Source organism: Sporotomaculum syntrophicum (genome assembly GCF_009932395.1).
In the GTDB taxonomy this organism is placed as follows: Bacteria; Bacillota; Desulfotomaculia; order Desulfotomaculales; family Desulfallaceae; genus Sporotomaculum; species Sporotomaculum syntrophicum.
In genome coordinates this window covers 104,966-126,735 of record NZ_LSRS01000003.1, presented here as the reverse complement: position 1 = coordinate 126,735, position 21,770 = coordinate 104,966, and the positions used below count along the sequence as shown (strand labels likewise).

The window sequence follows — 21,770 nt, the reverse complement described above, 5'->3', positions numbered from 1 at the left end:
CTGTGGTGAGTGATTTCGATGATGCGGTGGGAAGCCCATGATATTTTGTGTTAAAATATGTTAGGGAGGTGGGTTAAAAATGACTAAGGGGTCAGGTTTTTTTACAGGCAAAAGGAGCGTTATCTTAATAACCGGGATGCTGTGTATTTTGATACTGGGCGGTATTTTATTAACTAACGTAATCGGTGACGGTAATGGCCGCCATGACATAGGGGCCAATACGTATTCAGAATATCACCCGGGTGATTTATTTGCCCATAGATCTCAGTATATCGGGGATGCCGGTAATATTGGCAACCTTTTAAGTAAACTGCCCCTGGGTGAGTATAAGAAAGGGATATCACTGGCCACGGAACATAAACCCTATGGTTTAACGGTTAATTATGATATTAGCAACGCTGGTACATACACAGATCTAATAGATGTAACCCTCCACGATAATGCGGTGATAATTTTTGCGCTGATTAAAAATGTGGAGCAAATTTCCTTTAATATAGCCAGTGACACCGCCGAAGCAAACAATCAGTTAAAATACCAGTATACGAGAACCGGGGTTCAACAAAGCTACCAGCAAGACCCATGGGAATACTCCAGGGATATCAAGGTGTTCAGTGATTTTTTAAACCAGCTGGCCTTTAAACTGTTGGTTTTCCCGGAGCAATATACACCGGCCATGTCCAGTACCCCGGGCATACGTATTGCGGCGGAATACCGGAATCCTGTGGGGAAGGTTCGTTATGCAGCGGATAATGGGGTGTTGTTTAAATGGGACTCATCTACCGGTCAACTGTCCGGTGGTGCTAAAACAGTTGAGCTTTCTTATGGCAATTCGGTTTACTGGTCACCAGTTAGTAAGGACGGGCAAATAAATGGCGCTGAGAACACTAAGGTAACTGTAACAATATTTGATCCCCAGGGGAACAATGCGGGTGAAAAGCTCGTCACCATTAGGTGCGCTGATTCGATGTATCAAGTTCAGCCTGCGCCCGGTATTGTAATTGGCGTACAAAGACAAGCTGCGGAGCCCGGGAATCTTGAGCAGGCGGTCAGTGCTGCCATCAAGGACCAGGGTAAAGGCTACCTTGACGGGGAGTGTATCACTGAGGGCCATATCATTTTAGACACAGAAGAGCGGGATGGAACGGTTAAGGCATATACCGTTGCCAGTGTGGGGTGGTTCGGCTTTGAAAACGGGGTATTTACCAAAATAAGCGGCAGCGGGGCAATCCCAACCGTGATGACCTTTTCTAGAAATGAACAGGGAATCTACTCCATATGTGAATATAAAGAGCCGGTGGACGGGGCCGGTTATACCGATTCCGTTAAGAAGATGTTTCCCGCCAAACTGCATGCACAAGTGCTGGCTAGTGAAAAGTACTATGCCGACTTGATCAGGCAGCAGGAAGAGCAGGCGGCGAAATATTTAACCGGTATTGGCCGGTCTGCGGAGGTGAACGCAGGTCATGTGGCCAAACAACTAGTTTACATTAACGTGGAGGCTTCGAATAAGCTATTCTCAGAGTTAACTAAGTATGATTCGTTTCTAAATAGCTGCCCGTACTGGATTGGTAGTAGAGAGCAAATTGAAGATGGCGTGAGATATATTTACGAAACCTCTCAAAGTAAAACAAGTGACGGCCACGACCTGGTTGTTTTTAAGAAAACCAGGGCAGACGGAACTGTCGTCAAGGAAGCTAAATATAAAATTATGGGCAGTGAGCCACGGCTCATCTCAAACCTTTAAAAAAAATAATTTCCCGGATTTTCAGACCCGTAAGCCAATGAATTATCAAAGTGAGGAAATTACCACCGATACAAGCACTAACATGGTTTAATTAAAGGGGATATTTTCATGTATCTTTCTCAGTCACAGAAAAGACAGATCATGAAATCATTTTCAGAATTGGAAGAGAAGATTGATTCTTACGGCAGGTGTAGTTACAAACTGAAATACAAGGATGTCCATAGAAAAGAAATTGCCCGTGAGTTTTCCCATACGGGAAATGGCTATGTTTATGGTGTTGACCTACCTGATTATTCGAAACTAGCTGATTCCAGGGGTTGGGTCAACATAAGGGATTTTTCTGAAACCAAACTTCGTGATATTGTCACTAAAGCAATTAATTATTACGGTGGTTCAGCTATTTCTTTAGAAATCAATTCCCCACGTGTTGCATTAAAGGAGCAAACTTTTGTTAAGCCAGATAACACACAAGCTGGGCAAATAACCAATGTCCCAAGCATAAAGCATAGAATCATAAGGAATATAATCACCTACAAGCAATCTGATTTAAAACAGAGGGATTTTTGGGCTAAGAAATGTGAAGGTTTTGAGTCGGGTATATACATATACCAATTTGATAATACGTCTATTCCATACCCTTATAACTTTAACGAAGTATTTTATATTGGAAAGGCAAAGAATTTAGCCGAGAGGTTATTACACCATTTTACGGTTGATAATCGTTTAAAATTAATTGAGGGTAAGCAATGCCTGGAATGGTTTTATCATAACTATTACCAATCAAAAAAGTATTCATTTAATATTAGAATATTTTCGACGTCTCTTAGCGAAGTTGACCAAATTGAATCATTGCTTATTGGCATGTTCGCCTTGAAATTTGGTGCTGCCCCAATTTGTAATAGCAATGTCTCAAGAGAAAAATTTAAAAGAAATTATGAGCTAGCATCTAGGTCAATTAAACAACTAGTTGGTAATATCTTAGATCTAATAAGTTAATTTTAATTTAACAATGTCCGGCTATTCTATATATTACATCTAACACCACATCTTGTACTGGCAGATTCCTCACCTGGGAAGACGGCCGGCAATACAGCATCGACCGGGAACTGGAAGTCCGCACGGCAGCCGCTCTGAAAGCTGGGTTTCAGGAGACCGCTACACTGTTCGCATACGTGGCCGGGACAAATATCTATTTAAGACGGTAACAGGTTGGTAACAAAAACATCAAAGCCGCAAACCCTTAATACCAAAGAGTTTGCGGCAAGCTAATCTTCCCACATCGTAACCAAATTACCCAAAAAAAAGCGAGTTGTCAGACACTCGCTTTAGTACCGTTATGTATGGTGGAGGCGGGCCGCTTGTCGATGTATGCACAGTCGAAAACTTTCCTAGTCTTTTCTTAAAATTACAGCGCTCCATGGCCTTAATCCCACCATTTTTACGGCGGATATACCTGAATAGTCAAAACCTCATGCGTTGTTTTTGCTCTTATTATACTGGGCAAGATGTGGATAGCGACCCGTGAGAATAACTCGTAAGTGCCAGACACACTTTACCCGACAACAGGGAGCTTGCTGACTCAGGTACAGCTTGCTTCTATTTCATATCCGCTACACGCGTTTATACCAAAAAGAGTACTTAATATAGTTGGAGTGCTCTTTAATAAATTAATTCTAGATTAACTAATTTTCTTAACCTTTCCGGCTTTGGTGTAAAGTTCCAACTCCACTTTTACACATTCATTGTCTTTATTAACTTCCAATACAGTACACTTATACCGAGCTCCTTTTTTAAGGATACTTGTCAAGCTTTCACTGTAGTACCTCGGCATATAACCTACATGGTTTCCCCTTGAATCAACTATCTTAATAGCATACTTATCGTGTTGGTTCTTAGGCTCCAATTCGAGTTTCAAATTATGCCCAACCTCTAAATAAAGGGCTTTGTTGCAATCCTCGCCTTCACCAGCAATATAAAAAATTCTCTTGATATTACCGCTATCTTTAAATATCGGATCTATGAATTCCAGGTTATCAATTGGTAATTTTGCACCACTTTTTTTTAGCAATTTATACTCATCGTATTCTTGAAGGCCGTATTTTGAAAGAATTTTTTCAATACCCCTTCTTTTTTTATCAGGCAGCCTACTGGTAAAGGCGGGAAATAACGTGTCACTTTTATAAACTTTATTAATATCCTCAAAAGGTATCAGCAGTTCAAACCCTTTTTGGATGGCTTCTTTTACCTCGTGTCCATAAGAGAATTCATATTGACTGTTTTTAGAAAGTTGCCCAACAATATAGTTCCGCCTGGTGCCGGGTTCTTTCCAAATCAAATAAATAAAATCTTTTCCATCCTTAGTTGACACGTTTATTCCTCCTTTCACAGATTGAATAGTCCTGCCATTAATCTAACCTTTTCTAGAAGAAATTTTTTAATTAAAATTCTTCTTTTGGAACTCATGTAATTACAATATTTATCCAATATGCTATCTATATTATGCTCATTAACTTTATTCTTTATTGTTTTAACGATGTCAATTACGTCTTGATAATGGTTAACTCGCAAAAAATTAAGTACTTCTAAATGGGTCGGTTCTTTTTTTATTTTTTTATTTACCCTAATCCTCGATTTGGACTTTGAATCAACCAGTGATTGAAAACGAAGCCTGTCATTCCCTAGATAACTATCTATCTGTGATTCTGAAATATAGCAACAGAGAGAAGATCCATTATCATATACGGGACATAATTTAATGTTTTTACCCCTTTGAAGAATTGCCCAATTACTTTGGTGTCTATCGGTATTTCCTATAAGAAAATCGAATATGGGAATTACAAGAAAATCCTTTTGAAGATTATATTCCTTTAGAGAGTGAAAATCATTTCTAATGAATAATATTCATCTCTTCCACTATCGTACAAAGTTTCTTCGTTATAAAGAGGATAATATTTGTTAATTAGTTGTATTCCCTCGATTAAATTTTCATCATCCCTGTTTATTCGATAACTTAAGGAACCCAACCTTGTATCATATTTACCCAGTTCCACTTTCATACATTCAACTTTGATAAGTGTGGCGATATCGGCGGCAATCTTTTCCGATAAATGCTCGGTGGTATGCTCTGTTTTAGGGAATTTAAACAGCCCAATATCCCCGTTAGCAGGATTAACCAACCAAATTTTTTCGCTTCGGCCACTACCTTCAGAGGCACCTTCGTACTCTTTCCAGGAACTAAAGTCTTTAATCATATAGTTTCAACCCAAACATAAAAGTAACTCCCATACCAGTATACCATTTAACAATAAACATGTTATTATATTAGTTTAGAAAGTTTATGCAAATCAGTATAGCATAGAAACTGTTAAATTTCAGCAATTAATACCCTTCTTAGCTCCTATAGACAAACTTTAAATACCCTTAAATACCGGGTAAAACATAACAAATATGGTAAAACCCCACCAAATTTGGTTTGCGTAACATTATTCTTGCTTTTAATGTAGCACTCGATCGGGACAGCAGTTTGTCTTTGTAAAGCGGTTTCTTTGCAATTGAAAAACTTATGAATTTGTTAGAGGCAAACAAGCATAATAAGAGAATTGGAGGAGGGTAAGACAATGAAAAAGCTATTTGATGAAACCTATGAACACAGCAGGACGGTTTGGTACATATCCGACGAGGCCGATGATGTTATTGAGGCGATTTTTGGCGCACCCAGCGAATATGGCGGAAGAATGATCATGCCGACCGATTATAACGCTATGATCAGTCGATTAAAGGAACTTATCCGGAGCGATTTAGCCAATGCGCCCGAACCTAAGCCCACAGCCACCCAATGGGTATTTTACAGCAATCTGGTCAGTGATGACGCCATCGGTGACAAAGTGAGATTTTCCATTTATATACGGTTAAAAGAAGGCAAGTATGAATGCAATATCAATATAACTGATTTCCTTTTGGCCACCTCATTTGACGAGGTAATAAAAATCAGGAATCTTATCGAACAATGCCTGAACATCGATAACCGGTAATAGGCGATAATCGGTATGAATTGACGGATCTTAGGACGATGATTACGACAGCCTAGCTAAAAGTAGTTTATATCCTGCCCCACCATGTTTGCAAGGCGGGGCTTATTTTATGCTTACATTATCTGACAGAACAACTGCCCCCTCTGGCAGAGCATTAGAAAGATCTATTACCCATTCGTTGTTAACCAATATCACGGGGTAGATCATTTTGCGCTCTTCACCATCCAAAACATAACTAACTTTAACGATAACCATGTCTTCGCCACGCTTCTCACTAGATAGTATAGTTGGTGGTTTTTCTGGAAGCAATCCATCTTCATGTTGCATCTTGAGAGTATTTCTTCGTATATCTTCGCTCATCCTTTTGTCTGTGGATACTTTCTTCAAAGTATCATAATCATTTTTTTGAACTGCTTCAAAAAAATCATACACACATTGTTCAGCAGACTTTATTGCGCTGGAAGAAGACGATGAAGATATCTGTTCGCCAGAATTTACTTCGTTGAAATAAACCAATGAGGGTATCCCGAAAAAAAATGTAAACGCAAATAAAGGTGCGATTATGCAGACCAAATAGTTATTGAATTTCTTCACTGCAACGATGCCTCCCTAATACTGTTCTTCGTTATAGAATTGTTTTTTAAATATGAATCTGAATTACTAGCTAGCTCTTTGTAGGTTATGTCAATGTTTTTGAGGCTATTGCTGTCTTGTCGCTCACTGCCCTGTTCTTAAGCACTGCCTTAAGCTAGCCATGCCGTTTCATTACTCTGTAGATCTGACAATGGTCTATGTCTAATGATTATCAACTCCATCATCTAAAAGCCTTTTTATCTGGCGGCTTGAAAGCCCTAGTTCATTAAGCTCCGTAGTTTTTAGGATTCCTCCTCGTCTTTGAAACTCCTTTCTCAATATGTGAATTACTACCATTCTGCACCTCCCGGCCTGCATTCGTTTTGCAGCGCAGTCTTTTAAGTGCATTTAACCATATTTTAACTTATTGTTCAAACAATTTTATCGGTAAATCAAAGTATTATGTTTGTTTTTCAAAGCTGCATAGGGTATTTTTCTCTCCATCCCTTAATAGAAAAACTTCATCATAAAAGCCTACATACTCGGTATATCTTTTTACTCCTACGTCTACATATTTTTCATCTAGTTCAATAGCATTGTGGAATCTCATTTTTATTTAGCTAAAACCGAGCCATATTATCATATTGAACAATCTGCAATTGTTATCTATACCAAAATAATTTGCTTAATCGAACACGGCAAACATAAATCTGTTCACTGCACCCGCAGCACCATCCGATGTGGTAGCTGAACGACTGGCAGTTGGCCCCTACGACATGGTCACGTTGACCTGGAAAGATAATTCCGACAATGAGAGCGGCTACAGAATTCAGGGAGCTACCAACGCAACCTTTACAAACAACCTGGTGACCAGTATAGTTGATACCAACACCACCATCTTCCTAACCATCATACCGCGCTTCACGCCATATTACTTCAGAATCCAGGCGTTTAGCAGCGCAGGCGAGTCAGCTTGGGTTAATGCTCAACCATTCCCCATCGTTACGCAATAGTTAACTTCCTTATTTTGCTTCGTTGTATACTGGTACCGCTTATTAATTATTAAGTTTAAGCAGAATAAATGAAACAAAATGATACAAATGCACACCCCTGGCCAATCTTTCAACGATTTTAAGGCGGGGGTGTGCAAAAATGCTTTCAAGGGTGAACAGTGCATAGGATGCCTGAAATGCGTTAAAGCATGCCCGCAGAACACCATAATCTCACACCGCGACCTGGAAAAAGAGCGTATTTCATCTATCGCGTTCATGATCCCGCGAGAGATACCTTTAAGACTCTCTTTGGAGTGTCTTTGGTTTGTATTGAAGGTTGACGATTTTATTGTTCTGCAATATAATTGTAGCGTGCTACATTATATTGTTGGAGGATGCTAATGTTTGACGATATATTTCCATTGGTAAAACTTATTTCTGATTGCATCGAAAAGGAAGCTAACCAACATCTAAAACAGTATAATTTAACATTATCCCAAGCACGAATTCTAATTTATCTGCGTGAACGTATGGGGGAAAAAACCTCACAGAAGGATATTGAAGACTATTTTGAGGTAACTCATCCTACCGTCATTGGGATTTTGAAGCGCTTGGAGAGTAAGGGATTGATAACAAGCGAATTTGACTCAAAGGATAAGCGGATTAAAAATATTTATCTTACGGAAAATGAGGCTTCTATTTATAAGGCAATGGATGACTTTAGAAAGACAACTGAACAAAAACTACTGCAAGGACTTACAGAGGTTCAGATCCAGGAATTAAAATCATTATTAAAATCAGTCTATGCAAATATTCAAGAGTAATCGGGTGGAGTTAAAAGACTCCGATATTTTGGGGTGTTTATGTAGCGAGCTACATAAACTATAGCAGGAGTAATTATTATGCAACAAAAAAATGAAGAGATCAAATCTATACCTATGCTAGAAGCTGAAACCCAAATCGCTATGTATGAAATAGATGCTGAAAGTAACCTGACAGCAGACACCAGCCAAGTGTATTTGGGGAATAAAGGACTTATCGCTTTTATCGCCTTAATGAATATGTTTATACCGCTTTCTACTGATTTGTACTTGCCTGCATTGCCCCAGATGAATACATATTTTGGAAGTAGCTCGGCAATAACTAATTTGACATTAAGCGCATTCTTCATTTTTTACGCTGTTGGAATGCTGTTCTGGGGTCCACTGAGTGACAGGTATGGCCGTAAGCCTGTTCTTATAATGGGAAGCATTGTATATATGATGTGTAGTATCGTTTGTGCACTTTCTAGTAATATATATTTCCTGATTTTAGCCAGATCTCTTCAGGGGATAGGGGCGGGCGGTATCACATCCGTTTCCATAGCTATCATTAAGGACTCGTTCTCAGGCAAAAGAAGAGAGTCGATATTGGCTGTTTGCCAAGCTGTTTCCGGACTTGCCCCAATGCTGGCTCCGGTAGTTGGATCATTGATTTTACGCTTTACTAATTGGAGAGGCACTTTTTGGACTCTGGCTGTTATAAGCATAATAAGCCTAGTATTATCCATATTATATCAGGAAACCTTGAAAGAGGAAGAAAGGTATAAAGGCACATTGGCAGGCTCCATCGGGCGCTTGTTAATTGTTGCGAAAAATAGAGGATTTATTATACCTGCAGTAATATTTTCCTTAAGTGCGATACCGTTTATGGGCTATATTGCAACTTCAGCCTATATTTATGAGGATTACTTTGGCCTTAGTGCTCAAAGTTACAGTTATTTCTTTGCGGCCAATGCTTTACTTACGCTTTTCGGGCCATTCATATATGTTCGGTTCTTAAGCGCTATGGATAAGAAGGTATTTACACTACTATTTTTTGGAATATCAACTTTAAGTGGGGTTCTGGTAATGACAATTGGAACCGTGGCTCCGATATTATTTTTACTGTCGTTTGTTCTGATGTCATTATCTGTTGCTATAACCAGGCCGTTCAGTACCAATTTACTATTGGAGCAGCAGAAAAGTGACATTGGATCAGCGTCTTCATTAATAAATACATTGTTCACGGTATTTGGAACCACCGGAATGACAATAGCTTCTGTGCCGTGGGGAAATATAGTAGTAGGTCTGGGCGTATTGATTACAATTTTTTCTGCGCTTACACTGGTCAGCTGGATCCTATTTTTGAAATCCAATATACCGTGCGTAGGATTAAAAGATAAATTGAGTTTCTGACAAAAAACATTCCCCCTGCTTTATCAGTTACAATTATAAAGATCTAGTCTAATGATTAATCATTGTTATGTTTCTACACCAATATCTATAAACTTTGGTTCAAGATAGTAAGGTTCTTTTAGAGGATAATCTATATTTATTGGGTTGTTTTACTATATCTGTCCACAGCTATTTGCCATGCTAACGGTCTGAAATTTAACTGTGTCACTCATTTATGCTAAATTTATTTATCGGGAAAAAGGGACGGAAAGGTTAGTTGAAAAGGGGGTTGAAATGATGTTGTTTGCAGTTATTGGCATCAGCGCAGGAAAGACCCGCGACGAGATCATGGCCATCTATCCTCGCCATAAAGTATTTTTGGACCAGTTCATTTCCCGCGGCGAAATTGTAGGAGTTGGTCCTTTCACCGATCCGGGAGGGGGAAATATGGCGCTTTTCCGTAGTCGGGACGCAGCAGAGGAATTCGCTAAGAACGATCCATTTTACTTGGAAGGCGCAGTCAAGGAATATCAGATCAAGGATTGGGGCGATAACATGCTTGATTAAAACACTGGATTGTTCCAGAACACTAAACTAAAAAAGAGTCTTAACTATTACTAATAAATACGGGTTTGCCATAAGGCAGGCTTTTTTTTATGAGCAAAATTAATAGCAGATGTGATCCAACCTTAAGTTGATGTATACAAGATTTAAAATCAGGGTACAAGTCAAACACAACAGTCACCTTTACAACTCATAACACCGATCAGACTTGTGAAATACCGGCAGATGATGTCATGCTCGGCATTTTACGCCGTCTGATCCACAGAAAATAGGGAACATCACATGGCAGTGGTTGAGAAAATGAAGATGCGTGAAAGCCGTTAAGTATGACGAGGCTTAAGCCTTATTATTAAGGTGCGAAAGTTGGGTTATACTATAAACCAACAATTGTTTGGAGGGGGTTATTTTAACTAAGGCTAAATTACAAGAAAACAGCATAGAATCAGCACTGGAAAAGGCACTGGGGAAATTGAAAAGAAATACGGAAAAGGCGCTATCATGAAACTGGGGGAAAAGGGAGCAAAGGATTCTCTTTATATACTAAAAGCGAGTAAAGAATTGTACTGGGGGAATAGTTTATGAGAAAAATTCGACAGCTTCATTTATGGATTGGTTTATTGACCTCTTTTTTGATACTAATTGAGGCTATCACGGGACTTCTAATGCTTGAACCCCATCTTATGGGTATCGATAAACCAGCGCCGGAACAACGAGTAATGCGTGAGGAGCCCGTTATAGGGCAAGACCTGGTGGTTGAGGACATTGAAAGGGAAGTGATGTTGCCTCCTGCTAGGCATTTTAAACCATCCGGTCAGGGAAGCAGCATAATGAGATTTGTTAGAAATCTTCATGCTGGAAGGATAGGAAATGCTGATGTATCACTATTACTTAGTATTGTTGCTGTTGGGTTAATCATAATAACTGTAACAGGGATGGTACTGTCAGTTAGGGCTTTAAAAGTACAGTGGAATAAATAACTACTCAAGAGTTATAAATTAATCCCCTGAACACCTTGCTTTGATAATACATCATATTTATATGATATATTTTAGCCCGAGTCCGGCATCTTTCCGGCCGGTTTTATTTTATGAGAATATTGCTCGCAAGATTTAGTGGTCTTAAGCTAAAGTACATTCGTCATACCGGTAAATAAAGGGAATGTGTGTTTATGGCCTCAGAAAACCCGGAAAGCCCATCTTTACAGGTAATCAGGATATCTTGCACCCCTCTGTTTTTGAGGTACAATGTTGACAATAACCAGAACTCTGCCAAGACGTGGAATTTAGTTGATAATTTCGCCCTTACTTTTTGCTAAATTTTTACGCCATTTGCTTAGATCCGCAGTTGTCAGTTTTGTCCACTCCGTTTCCTCACCAATAATTCTTAAAGGTTCTTTTGAGCGATAAGAACGTGTTAAGTTACCTGGAAATTTTTTGTCAGTAACATTAGGGTCGTTTTCAAATTCACCTGTTGGTTCTACTATATAAACCCGTTCTCTTCCTTCTCCTTTTGCTAATGCCGCTGCAAGTCCTGCACCATTGGGATTAGCTGTGAAATAAATATGATTCATTTGAAGCTCAGGCTCGTAATTTGAAACTCCACCCGCTGTCAGTAAATCACCAACCTTTAAATCTGCCTTAGTCCCATGATAAAACGGACCTTTATCAGAAGGCGCACCTTTATATAATTCAGATAATTCATAATTTCTTTTTGCATTATCAGAGTCATGCAACTCCTCATAGCATTGGGCAATGTTTGCATATAACGTTGCGTATGCACTCTTTACATTATCATCATTTATCTTTAACGCACACTGTAAAGATGTTTCCATCCATTTCAATTTGTCTGCAATATTCTTTTGTTGACGAGCTAAATGATAAGCTGCAATAAATTTTTCATAATCATCTGTTGCTTCATTCCATGCTTTATGAAACATCGTGCTTGCTTCTTCTACGTTCCCACTATCTTCTAAACTCATCCCCATCATACAGAGTTTAATAACAATGTTATTGGGATCAAATTTTATATTCATCTAATATTATCTCCAATCTAATGAAATCACATTGTATTATTTCCCTCGAAGCATTTTATCCATAGATTTGCCTTTTGCCAATTCATCAATCACCTATCCAAATATCGAATTTCCTGCCTGATCGGCTCTTTTATATTGACGCATTTACCGGGAGGATTCCACTCGATGTATAAGATCAGCAATTCGAGTAGCGAACTCTGCCCATAATTGCTTTGGCAGACCATGTCCCATTCCTTCAAAGATTACCAACTCGGCATTTGGAATGGCTGCGGCTGTGGCACGTCCCCCACTGACATCAACCATCTTATCACTTTCACCATGAATTATAAGCGCAGGTACCTGTAAAGAGCGAAGCTTTTCTGTACGATCACCAGATTTCAGAACTGCCACAGCCTGCCGCAACATACCTAACGGATCATGGTCACGATCCCATGCACGTCCTGCAATTTCGGCAGCATAAACCTCGTCTAACGGATACTTTGGAGACCCGATCGCTTTGAGTGATCGAATTTGCCACTCTATATAGCCTTGCCGGTCATCAATTTGTGGTGCGCCCAAATTGGCCAATGCTGTCCAGTCTGGCTGCCCTACTGTGTTATTTCCAGTAGTGGACATCATAGATGTCAGTGAACGAACCCTTTCCGGATACTCTATAGCAACTGTTTGAGCAATCATTCCGCCCATCGATGCACCAACAAGGTGTACACTATCATATCCGAGAGCATCCATCAGTCCCACTGTATCTGCTGCCATATCAGAAAGTGTATAAGCCACTGTAGAAAAATCTCCGGATTGCACCGCAGAAAAGTCTGGAACAGGCGCATCCGTAAAATGTGTAGAAAGTCCAGTGTCCCTGTTGTCAAACCGTATTGGATGCAGGCCGCGGCTCGCTAATTCCATACAGAATCCTTCAGGCCAGTTAATCATCTGCGCTCCACCACCCATAATCAGGAATACTGGCGGTAAAGCGGAGTCGCCAAAACGCTGGTAAACCATTCTGATTTTTGATGGCCCAACATTAAAAACTTCTTGCTCATCATGTTTTTGTACTATATCCATAATAGCTCTCGCCTTTTTATTAATAAGTCTTGATAAGTAAATTATTACCAGAGTTGCATTACTTATATTCAGTATACTGGCATATATCAAGTATTATAAGACTGCATTTTCTATTTTCTTTGTATTATAATTAAAGTAGGGAGAGTAATATCGGAGTTTCATTATTTCCCTCGAAGCATTTTATCCATAGATTTGCCTTTTGCCAATTCATCTATCAGCTACTAAGATACATTTGTGCAATATAGGTTCTCACGCCTGAATTATTCAGCTCGATCCAATTCGGAACATACCCAGCATCTTTAAGTATCTTATGAACCATGCGCAGTTCTATCGATTCAAATGGATTTTCAATCCGTTCACCAAATAGCCGGAATCAAGCGATAAGGCGTCTTATATAAATAATCTCTATAAGCGGGCAGATCCCGCAGCATAACTTCTTACTCCTTTTTGATCCTGAATATGATCACAGGTATGAAAAGCACTGCGAATATCAATGCCCAATATGAACCAAGGGCCAGCGGAGTGCACAGTTGCATTAATAAAAGTCCCGTATACATGGGATGGCGAACAGCGGCGTAAGGACCGGTCTGAATAACCTGTTGATCCTGCTCCACCTGTATAACAGGTGAAGCATAGCTGTTTTCCTTGAAGGCCATGAAAATGAATATATATCCAAATAAAACCAAAGCATTGGCGGCTATTACAACCCACACCGGAACTGCCGACCAGTGATACCGGTAATCGAATCCGGGAACAATGTAGATGAGTAAAGACAAAAAAGACAAGATTTTGACGATACCAGGCTGCGGTTCTTTTTCTTTGACGTTCATGCGCCGGTTTAATAGTCCCGGATTTCGTTTAATGAAAAAAGCAGTAATAAAAAATGTCATTGCAGAAATTATTGCCAGCCAAATCCATCCTTGCCAAAACTCGATGGAACCCGCAGGAAGAAATAACAGCAGGGCCGCCACGACCATGATTATCACCGGTACCGAATAGGCTTTAGATGCTGGCAAATTATTATTGTCCCCCATAATATATGCCTCCTGACTAATTATTTTTGAGAACCCACTTACTCGTCATCGGTTAAGAGAAGCTTTTTAAAAAGCTGTTGATACTTGATTTGAGCAGAGGTCAGTACTCCGGCGACCTTTTCCTGATATAGGCTTTCCAGAGGCCGATTCATCGCTGGTTGCATGCGATACAGTTCTTTTACTGGAGGCATGCTGTTTACCAGAGCCACCGATTCACGAGCGAAAGCCTCGATTCGGGGATCATCTTCATCAAGGTGGGAAATTTCCGCCCAACGCTGACCTGACTCCAATGCCAGTTCATATTGTTGGGGGTGGTTTTTAAAATATTCGGCCAGGATACGAAAACCCTCCCGGAAATCATCACACCACTGGAAATCATCCAGGATACCGGACAACCTGCGGTGCTGATTATAAATTTCCGGGCAGGTATTCGAATATCTCTCAATTTGATCCGCCCCCAGTATCTCGGTGATCATTTGAAAGGAGGCGGACTCGAAACAGTCTTCATCCAGTAAAGGAGCATTATTACTTAGAATAGTATCAATTTTAACTATCCGTTCTTCCAGGGTTTGTTTCTCGCTAAGTAATTCGCTGCGCAAGGACTGCAAGACTTCCCCTGACGTTCTCTGATTATTCGAGCCTCCGATTATTTCCTTGATCTGTTTTAAATCCATGCCCAGGGATTTTAAATGTTTAATCAACCGCATCCGGTTCAGCTCTTCCAGCCCGTACAAGCGGTATCCCCCGTCAGTACGCTGCGGTGCAGGCAGCAAACCGGTTTTATGGTAATAGTTTACTGTTTTTAATGTGCTACCGGTCAGCTTAACAAAATCGCCGATCTTAATACGGTTTTCCACTGCCATCCCCCCTTCTAAGTCAAGTATAAACCCGGCCCTAAGGGCCGGGTCAAATTATTTTGAATGACTTACCATGCTTACATGCTATTAAATAACGCAAGACTTCAACTAATTCAGCCGCGGCTTGACTTTTGGGATATTGTTTATATATTTTGATGCCTTTTAAATCAATATTTCTACATTCATGTAATCCTGTATTTACAATATTTGTGTAACAAAAAATAGCCTCAGAAAATCACAATTTTTAAATCTACATGCCATTGTATAACCTCCTTGGAAAAATCTCCAATATCCCGACATGCCGTATTCTACATAAATGCTGGAAGATTCCCTCTGCCTTGGCATGAATCATGCCAACAAACTAGCAATGCCAATTGGAGTGCAGCTCATTATTTTGGGCGTGATGCTTGATACAATTTAAGTGAGGTGGTTTGGATGACTTTTGAAGTTAAGTTGAAAACGGGTTTTTTTAGAACCCGGTCTTATTATCTCACTATTGGCCAGGGCCGATTGGTTTTGACACCTCAGGATAGCACTGATGATGGCTGTGTGGTAATAGAAGCCAGCCAGTTGCAATCTATTTATCTGACAGCAGGAGAATTCGAAGTCATAGCTGACGGTATATACACGGGTAGTTTTGCACCTCACACCAATCTTAATCAGCTATCCTGCCTGCTAGCCATGGAATTAGGTGAAAAATTTAGCGTTCAGTTCGAATTACCATAAATAATAACGGAGGGATAAATACGCCATGAACACAGCGGCACCTATGGATATACCTCGCTGGAAAACAGCACTCAACATGATGATCAACCCCGGGGAAGTAATAAAAACCCAAATGACTAAAATACCCTGGCCTTATTCAGTAATGGTATCCGGATTGTCATTTACACTGTTTTTCCTGCAGACTGGTCTGGATATGTTGAAAACCGGCCAGATCGGAGCAAGTACCGTTATCCTTATCACCATGCTGGGACTTCTCTACGGCACAGTCGGCATAGCTTTGCTGGCGGTTATGGTCTGGGCCTTATCCCAGGCGGGACAGCGGGGTTACACCCTGGAATGGGCCATATCTACCTTTGCCCTGGGGTATTCAGCTACCTTCGTCTATGCCCTGAGCGGACTGATCTTTTCCCTGGCTTTTGGCTGGAAGACCGCGGTAGCCTTTGGTGTTACCGGTGTCCTATGGGCACTCAGACCTACCGTATATACCATCAAGCAGATGTCAGGGGAACGATTAGCCTTCAGTATTGCCATGACTACCCTCTGCGGAGCCATACTCCTTATTGGCTGGGAGGAACTGCTCCCGGAGATGCAGGGACGCCTGGATCTTATCCGATTGGGCACAGTGACAGTCCGGCCGGAGTCGGTTCAGTGGGTAATATCCCCGGACCATCCAATACCACTGAAGCGGTGACAGGTGTGGTCGTACCCGGGTTGATCGCGACAGTCTTAGGTGCTTTAGGCGGCCTGGGCGGCGGAGGGTTTATCCCGCCCGCGGGTGGAACGCCCATGTATCCCACTGGCGGAGGATCTTCGCCCGGAGCTGGCGGGAGCCCTGGAACCGGCTCAGGAGCACCGGGGATGGCCCAGGCTACCAGCCAGTTTGGACGCCGGCGCAGAGAAGAGATCCTGACCGATACTGCGGATATGTACCATGGCAGCGCGATACAGGGAGCTCCGGCTGATCAGGGCACCTATATCGAGACAGAGCGCGAAGCTGAACTTTTCGTGCAGCCGGAGCCTTCCATCAGTGAGCCGGGACCGGAGATATTTATTGATACCGCTGACATGAAGCAGCAGGCCATTGATGTCAGGGAAGCAGGAGGAGAACCGGTCATCCATATCGACACCGACGCTATGTTTGAAAGCCCTGCTGCAGGCGCATCCGGCGAACCGGGGATATTTATTGAGAACGAGGCAGCGGCCGGCCCGTTCGTGCAGCCTGAACCCCTGATCAGTGATCCTGAACCGGAGATATTTATCGACACTATAGATATGAATGAACAAGCTATCGATATCCGGGAAGCAGGAGGAGAACCGGTTATCCGTATTGATACCGATGATATGTTTGAAAGTCCCGCTACAGGAGCAAGTGGTGATAAAGGGGTATTCATTGAAACGGAAGACGAAGCAGCCCTGTTTGTGAAAGGCAATGCCGACCGGGAGATGGAAGCCGGACAAATGAAACCGCAGGCTTTTAGTGCCCGGGAAGGAGAAGCAGGGGGAGAGCACTTTGCCGCTTCGGGAGGTAGTGAAGGAGCTCCAATTGCTGACCAAACTGAACGCCTGTATACGGACATTGAAGACTCAGAAGTTCTTCGTGACGCCAGTTCCCTGGAGGCCCATGCTGATCTGGAGATAAAAGCTGATCAAATTAAGTCGCAGGCTATCGATGCCAGAGAAGGAGAAGCAGAGGTACCAGGTGCAGAACCGGCCACCGCAGCCGAGGCTGATGGAATCTATGACCAAAACGGATTTGATGCTGATGGTTATGACCGGGAAGGGTTTAATCAGGCAGGATATGATCGTGACGGCTATAACCATGACGGTTTCAATGAGGCGGGCTACAATGCTGAAGGCTTTGATGCTGAAGGCTTTGACAAAGATGGTTTCAACCGGGATGGATTTAACGCCCAAGGTTTTGATCGAGATGGTTTTGATGCCAATGGCTTTGATGCAGAAGGTTTCGACAAAGCTGGTTTTGATAAGGAGGGCTTCGATAAGGCCGGTTTCAATGCGCAAGGTTTTGATAAAGAAGGATTTGATAAGGCCGGTTATGATGCCGAAGGCTTTAACCGGCAGGGCTATAACCAGCAAGGCTTTGACCGTGAAGGATTCAATAAAGCCGGGTTCGATGCTGAAGGTTATGACCGGCAGGGCTTTAACCAGTCAGGTTATGACAAAGAAGGTTTCAACAAAGAGGGCTATGACAAAGCAGGCTTCAACCGGGAGGGCTTTAATAAAGCAGGTTTTGACCAGGAGGGCTTTGACAAAAACGGATTCAATGCCGAAGGTTATGATCGGGAAGGTTTCGACAAGGCCGGCTTTGATAAAACTGGTTATGATCGCGAAGGGTTCAACAAAGAAGGATTCGATAAAGCCGGGTTTAATGCACAAGGTTTTGATAGAGAAGGATTTGACAAGGCTGGATTTGACCAGGAAGGATTCGATCGTCAGGGCTTTGATAGGGTAGGACTGGACCGGGAAGGCTTCAACAAAGCCGGATTCGATACAGAAGGCTATGACCGGGAGGGTTACGGGCGCAATGGTTTCGACCCGGAAGGCTATGATATAAACGGCTATAACCGCCAGGGTTTTGATGCTAAAGGCTTTGACAAACAGGGCTTTGACAAAGAAGGGTTCAACAAAGATGGTTGGGATCGGGAAGGTTATGACCGGAACGGTTTTGATGAGAACGGCTGGGATCGTGAAGGTTTCGATAAGAACGGTTACGATGCCGAGGGCTATAATCGGGACGGTTATAACCGGGAAGGCCAGTCCAAAGAAGGTTATGATGCAGACGGCTATGACAAAAATGGCTTTAATGAGCACGGTTATGACCGGGACGGCTATGATAGGGACGGCTTTGATTTCGAAGGATATAACCGCAGCGGCCGCGATCCCTGGGGCTACGACAAACAGGGATATGACAAGGACGGTTATCACTGGAGCGGCTATAATGCTGATGGATATAATAAGAGCGGGAGACACTGGTCAGAGAATCCATATAAGGATAGTCCTTTTGATGTCACTTCCGTAGAACATAAAAATCCCTTTACTTCGGATAGTGAAGTTATAGTCAGTGTTGAAGTAGAAATGGATGAGTATGGTAACATAATCGGGGGGAGAAATCTGGCCGATACCTGGAAACCGACCAAACCGCCTTTGGGAGAACCGTATTATCGGACTGTGGAAAAATACGGAGCCAAGCCATGGACCGATGAGATCCCCAAACCGGAGACGGAAAAACCGAGTATTCCGGTTACTGAGGACACCGGTGTAATTGGGCCGGAAGATCCCATGAATACCTTGAAGAATCATGGGATAGATCAGGATACTCCGGCAGCACCGGAAGGACAGACGGGTTCAGGATTGCCCATACCCGAGGAAGATATTCCCGATGCAGGGAATGTACCCCCGGACACATACCCCGGAGAAGGGGAGATTCCACAGGACACGATTCCTGACATGCCGCCGGTTTCAGGACCACAGCATGGCGATACCATCACCCTGCCCGGTAAAGACGGCCGTGATTACGTTTTAGATTACAATGCTGAAACCGGGGAATGGGAGAATATCTTGACCGGCGGCAAGATCCGCAATGAAGATCTGGATTCCTATATCAATGACTTTAATAAATGGCAGGATCAAGTAGCTGATGATAAGAAATTGTCGGCTGCTGAGCTGGAGAAGATGGCCAGACGCGAGGATGCGACCAGCAAAGCCATAGACAAGAACCTGGAAGATTGGCGCAAGCTGGAGCAAATGCAAAAAGTAGCAGATAAATATGACATCGGTGAACCCGGAGGGCCCGGGGATGTTGACAAGGCGATCCAAAGCTTGAAAGATGATATGCTGGCCGGCAAAGAACTGGATCAGGAGAAAATGGATAAGATCCGCCGGGTCATTGATAATCGCATTCTGGGCAAGACTGTTGCCGATACTGGACAACGCTGGGAAGAAGATTGGTTTAAAAACCTGGGCTGGGCTTTAGAAGCCAATGCAGCAACCGCCAAGGAAGTAATAACCGGCGAAAAGGCGGATGGCAGTACATCCTGGCTGGGCATGGGAGCTAGAATTATGATCACGACTGCTACTGGAGGCGGTGCCGGGGTTGTATTGGATGGAGCTATGAATGTAGCAGAAGCGATGTATCGTATCAAGGATGAGATCGATAAAGGAGAATCAGATTTCCGAGCAGTTTCCAAAGCAGTTGGATTATATGTCCTGGGAGAGGAAATGGGATGGCTGGCCGGTGAAGCCGGCAGTAAGGTTATGGGAGAGATGATGGAAAGATACCCGGCCTTTACTAATAAGGCAGCTGATTTTGTTGAAACTGCCATTCTGAAAGTCAATGCTAAGAATCAGATGTATAGCAAGGCACTTGGTATGATCAGCAAAGAATCGGCCGAGGAATCCCTGGATCAGATTAACAAGCGATTGGTGGATATAGGCAGTGATAAGGCGGCCAAGGAGATTGTGGAAAGCGCCAGAATGGATTATGGTCTGAAATCAGTGGCGGATTCATTCGATGATGTCACCAAAGGCGCCGGGAAAACCGTCGGTGATAGTACGGGAGATATGGCCGGCAGGGTTTCCAAATCTTCGGCTGAAGGTTGGACAGATGTGGGCGAAAGCGGCGGCAAAGCAGCCACTTCCAGCACTGATGACATGGCCAGGGGCGGGGGCAAGGCTGCCACTTCTAGCAGTGACGATATAGCCAAGGGCGGCGGAGGCAAGGTCGCTTCTCAGGCTGATGCGGATGGGGTTCCGGGAACTGGTAAAGCCGGCCCTCAGGCTGATGTCGATGGAGTGCAGGTGCCCAGAAAGGCTGGAGATGATATCAGTGACGCATCGGCGAAATCCGCAGCTGGCGGAGATGTCCCGGGTGAACCACCGGGAAGACCACCCGGAGGCGGAGATGGACCGGGTGAACCACCAGGTGGAAGACCGCCGGGTGGCAGAGACGATATGCCGGGTGAACCGGATCATATGCCCCTGAATCGTGGTGGCAGGACTCCGGATGAAGTCCTGGCAGATCCGGCAGCCCTGAACCGGGCGGAAAGAACCGTGCAGCAGAATGTCAGTGGGGGAGCCGATTCGGCTGAAGAAACCTATCATGCTTTTCTTTCCCTGGACGATAATGATGTTTTGGCCCATTTTAAGGGTAGTGACGGTAATATTCTGCTGATGCTGTTTGACAATGAAGAATCGTTTATACAGTGGTGGTCAGATATCTATGCCTCCAAAGCTGCCGGCAACTATCAGCCGGTGTTCCCTGAGGTTCTCCCCATGGAAGTCCTGGTTTGTGCCTTGCACTGCATTGACATTTACCGGCGATCCTACCTGGAGAGCATGCTGGATTATCGAGGTGGTTTGGATTTGGCCATCAGTACCCAGGATTTTGTACAATTGCTGAGACGTTCTCTGGCCAGTCGGGACAAACGCTGGCTTTTGCCCACCATGTTTGAGATCACCGCCGGACTCAAGGGGATCAATATCGCCCTGAAACCCGAGCACATTAAGAAAGTAGAGGAACTGGGGTTTTTGACCAGTGATGAGAATGTCCTGACTTTAGGAGAGCGTTCGCGTCTCATGGGTACCGAGATTATTACCAGCTGGTTGGGATCCATTAGCTGTCAGGCCTCTGCATTGGTCAATGGACAGGAAAAAAGCCTTTCCCGGATGTTTATGACCCCTACGGCATTTGCCAATCATCTCTTCTCCTTTGAGATCGGGGCAGGAGGAGATGCACGCTTTAGGCATCAGGCCATTACTTTGCCAAAACTGGTCCAGACATTGATGAAATGGATCGAGGCTCTGCAAAAAGCCATCGGTGGAACAGCCCCCGTCCAAGCAGCGCCCAGGCAAGCCCCGGTCATGAAATTCTGCGGGCAGTGCGGGGCGGAATTGAAACCCGGCAAAAAATTCTGTACCAGCTGTGGAACGGCAATATAAAAGGAAGT

The 21,770-nt window shown here is 43.0% G+C and carries 21 protein-coding genes; 12 read left to right on the top strand and 9 right to left on the bottom strand.

Going from position 1 to position 21,770, the window contains the following annotated elements; genetic code table 11:
• The first annotated feature begins 79 nt into the window (after positions 1–79).
• Together SPSYN_RS05665 and SPSYN_RS05660 are read left to right on the top strand one after the other, a co-directional pair.
• The gene (locus tag SPSYN_RS05665) at positions 80–1,744 is read left to right on the top strand and encodes a DUF4825 domain-containing protein (protein WP_161821535.1); all 1,665 of its coding nucleotides are present in this window, start codon (positions 80–82) and stop codon (positions 1,742–1,744) included.
• A gap of 108 nt (positions 1,745–1,852) precedes the next feature.
• Positions 1,853–2,740 (top strand): GIY-YIG nuclease family protein, encoded by an 888-nt coding sequence (locus SPSYN_RS05660; protein ID WP_161821534.1) that lies wholly within the window; start codon positions 1,853–1,855, stop codon positions 2,738–2,740.
• 682 nt (positions 2,741–3,422) lie between these two features.
• On the opposite strand, the gene SPSYN_RS05655 is transcribed toward SPSYN_RS05660, so the two are convergent.
• Together SPSYN_RS05655 and SPSYN_RS15930 are read right to left on the bottom strand one after the other, a co-directional pair.
• Positions 3,423–4,112, bottom strand: a complete 690-nt coding sequence (locus tag SPSYN_RS05655) for an HIRAN domain-containing protein (protein ID WP_161821533.1) — start codon at positions 4,110–4,112, stop codon at positions 3,423–3,425.
• A gap of 499 nt (positions 4,113–4,611) precedes the next feature.
• A complete protein-coding gene (locus SPSYN_RS15930; protein WP_243152931.1) occupies positions 4,612–4,995 on the bottom strand; it encodes a HipA domain-containing protein in 384 nt (127 codons plus the stop codon).
• Between the two features lie 366 nt (positions 4,996–5,361).
• Between SPSYN_RS15930 and SPSYN_RS05645 the strand changes: the two genes are divergently transcribed.
• A complete protein-coding gene (locus SPSYN_RS05645) occupies positions 5,362–5,775 on the top strand; it encodes a hypothetical protein (RefSeq protein WP_161821532.1) in 414 nt (137 codons plus the stop codon).
• Positions 5,776–5,877: 102 nt separating this feature from the next.
• Here SPSYN_RS05645 and SPSYN_RS05640 read toward each other — a convergent pair whose 3' ends face one another.
• Both SPSYN_RS05640 and SPSYN_RS16455 read right to left on the bottom strand, forming a co-directional pair.
• Complete coding sequence (locus SPSYN_RS05640) at positions 5,878–6,369, bottom strand: hypothetical protein (RefSeq protein WP_161821531.1); 492 nt, start codon at positions 6,367–6,369, stop codon at positions 5,878–5,880.
• A gap of 201 nt (positions 6,370–6,570) precedes the next feature.
• Positions 6,571–6,705, bottom strand: coding sequence for a type IV toxin-antitoxin system AbiEi family antitoxin domain-containing protein (locus SPSYN_RS16455; protein WP_423828283.1), 135 nt, complete (start codon positions 6,703–6,705; stop codon positions 6,571–6,573).
• A gap of 383 nt (positions 6,706–7,088) precedes the next feature.
• Here SPSYN_RS16455 and SPSYN_RS16450 point away from each other — a divergent pair, with 383 nt between their 5' ends.
• The 6 genes from SPSYN_RS16450 (at position 7,089) to SPSYN_RS05610 (ending at position 11,076) form a co-directional block, all read left to right on the top strand.
• A complete protein-coding gene (locus SPSYN_RS16450) occupies positions 7,089–7,361 on the top strand; it encodes a fibronectin type III domain-containing protein (RefSeq protein ID WP_423828282.1) in 273 nt (90 codons plus the stop codon).
• 78 nt (positions 7,362–7,439) lie between these two features.
• Complete coding sequence (locus SPSYN_RS16445) at positions 7,440–7,742, top strand: 4Fe-4S dicluster domain-containing protein (RefSeq protein WP_161821530.1); 303 nt, start codon at positions 7,440–7,442, stop codon at positions 7,740–7,742.
• Positions 7,742–8,164, top strand: a complete 423-nt coding sequence (locus SPSYN_RS05625) for a MarR family winged helix-turn-helix transcriptional regulator (RefSeq protein WP_161821529.1) — start codon at positions 7,742–7,744, stop codon at positions 8,162–8,164. Before SPSYN_RS16445 ends, SPSYN_RS05625 begins: the two co-directional genes overlap by 1 nt.
• Before the next feature lie 141 nt (positions 8,165–8,305).
• Positions 8,306–9,556, top strand: coding sequence for a multidrug effflux MFS transporter (locus SPSYN_RS05620; RefSeq protein ID WP_161822206.1), 1,251 nt, complete (start codon positions 8,306–8,308; stop codon positions 9,554–9,556).
• Between the two features lie 273 nt (positions 9,557–9,829).
• Complete coding sequence (locus tag SPSYN_RS05615) at positions 9,830–10,102, top strand: YciI family protein (protein WP_202623737.1); 273 nt, start codon at positions 9,830–9,832, stop codon at positions 10,100–10,102.
• A 575-nt stretch (positions 10,103–10,677) separates the two neighbouring features.
• Positions 10,678–11,076 carry a PepSY-associated TM helix domain-containing protein gene (locus SPSYN_RS05610; protein WP_161821528.1) on the top strand — a complete coding sequence of 133 codons (399 nt, stop codon included), beginning with the start codon at positions 10,678–10,680 and terminating at the stop codon, positions 11,074–11,076.
• A 305-nt stretch (positions 11,077–11,381) separates the two neighbouring features.
• Here SPSYN_RS05610 and arr read toward each other — a convergent pair whose 3' ends face one another.
• From arr to SPSYN_RS05585, 5 genes are all read right to left on the bottom strand, one after another.
• Entirely contained in the window at positions 11,382–12,131 is a 750-nt protein-coding gene (gene arr, locus SPSYN_RS16440; protein ID WP_161821527.1) for an NAD(+)--rifampin ADP-ribosyltransferase, read from the bottom strand.
• Positions 12,132–12,275: 144 nt separating this feature from the next.
• Positions 12,276–13,190, bottom strand: coding sequence for an alpha/beta fold hydrolase (locus SPSYN_RS05600; protein ID WP_161821526.1), 915 nt, complete (start codon positions 13,188–13,190; stop codon positions 12,276–12,278).
• A 214-nt stretch (positions 13,191–13,404) separates the two neighbouring features.
• Positions 13,405–13,542 (bottom strand): DnaJ family domain-containing protein, encoded by a 138-nt coding sequence (locus SPSYN_RS05595; RefSeq protein WP_161822204.1) that lies wholly within the window; start codon positions 13,540–13,542, stop codon positions 13,405–13,407.
• 85 nt (positions 13,543–13,627) lie between these two features.
• Positions 13,628–14,224 carry a methyltransferase family protein gene (locus SPSYN_RS05590; protein WP_243152929.1) on the bottom strand — a complete coding sequence of 199 codons (597 nt, stop codon included), beginning with the start codon at positions 14,222–14,224 and terminating at the stop codon, positions 13,628–13,630.
• Positions 14,225–14,262: 38 nt separating this feature from the next.
• Positions 14,263–15,081, bottom strand: coding sequence for a MerR family transcriptional regulator (locus SPSYN_RS05585; RefSeq protein ID WP_161821525.1), 819 nt, complete (start codon positions 15,079–15,081; stop codon positions 14,263–14,265).
• 435 nt (positions 15,082–15,516) lie between these two features.
• On the opposite strand from SPSYN_RS05585, the gene SPSYN_RS05580 reads away from it, so the two are divergent.
• Genes SPSYN_RS05580 through SPSYN_RS05570 form a run of 3 tightly spaced genes read left to right on the top strand, consistent with a single transcriptional unit; the run spans position 15,517 to position 21,762 of the window.
• Positions 15,517–15,807 (top strand): hypothetical protein, encoded by a 291-nt coding sequence (locus SPSYN_RS05580; RefSeq protein WP_161821524.1) that lies wholly within the window; start codon positions 15,517–15,519, stop codon positions 15,805–15,807.
• 25 nt (positions 15,808–15,832) lie between these two features.
• On the top strand, positions 15,833–16,498 hold the full coding sequence (locus SPSYN_RS05575) for a hypothetical protein (protein ID WP_161821523.1): 666 nt from the start codon (positions 15,833–15,835) through the stop codon (positions 16,496–16,498).
• Positions 16,456–21,762 carry a zinc-ribbon domain-containing protein gene (locus SPSYN_RS05570; RefSeq protein ID WP_161821522.1) on the top strand — a complete coding sequence of 1,769 codons (5,307 nt, stop codon included), beginning with the start codon at positions 16,456–16,458 and terminating at the stop codon, positions 21,760–21,762. The genes SPSYN_RS05575 and SPSYN_RS05570 overlap by 43 nt, the downstream gene beginning before the upstream one ends.
• The last annotated feature ends 8 nt before the right edge of the window (positions 21,763–21,770 follow it).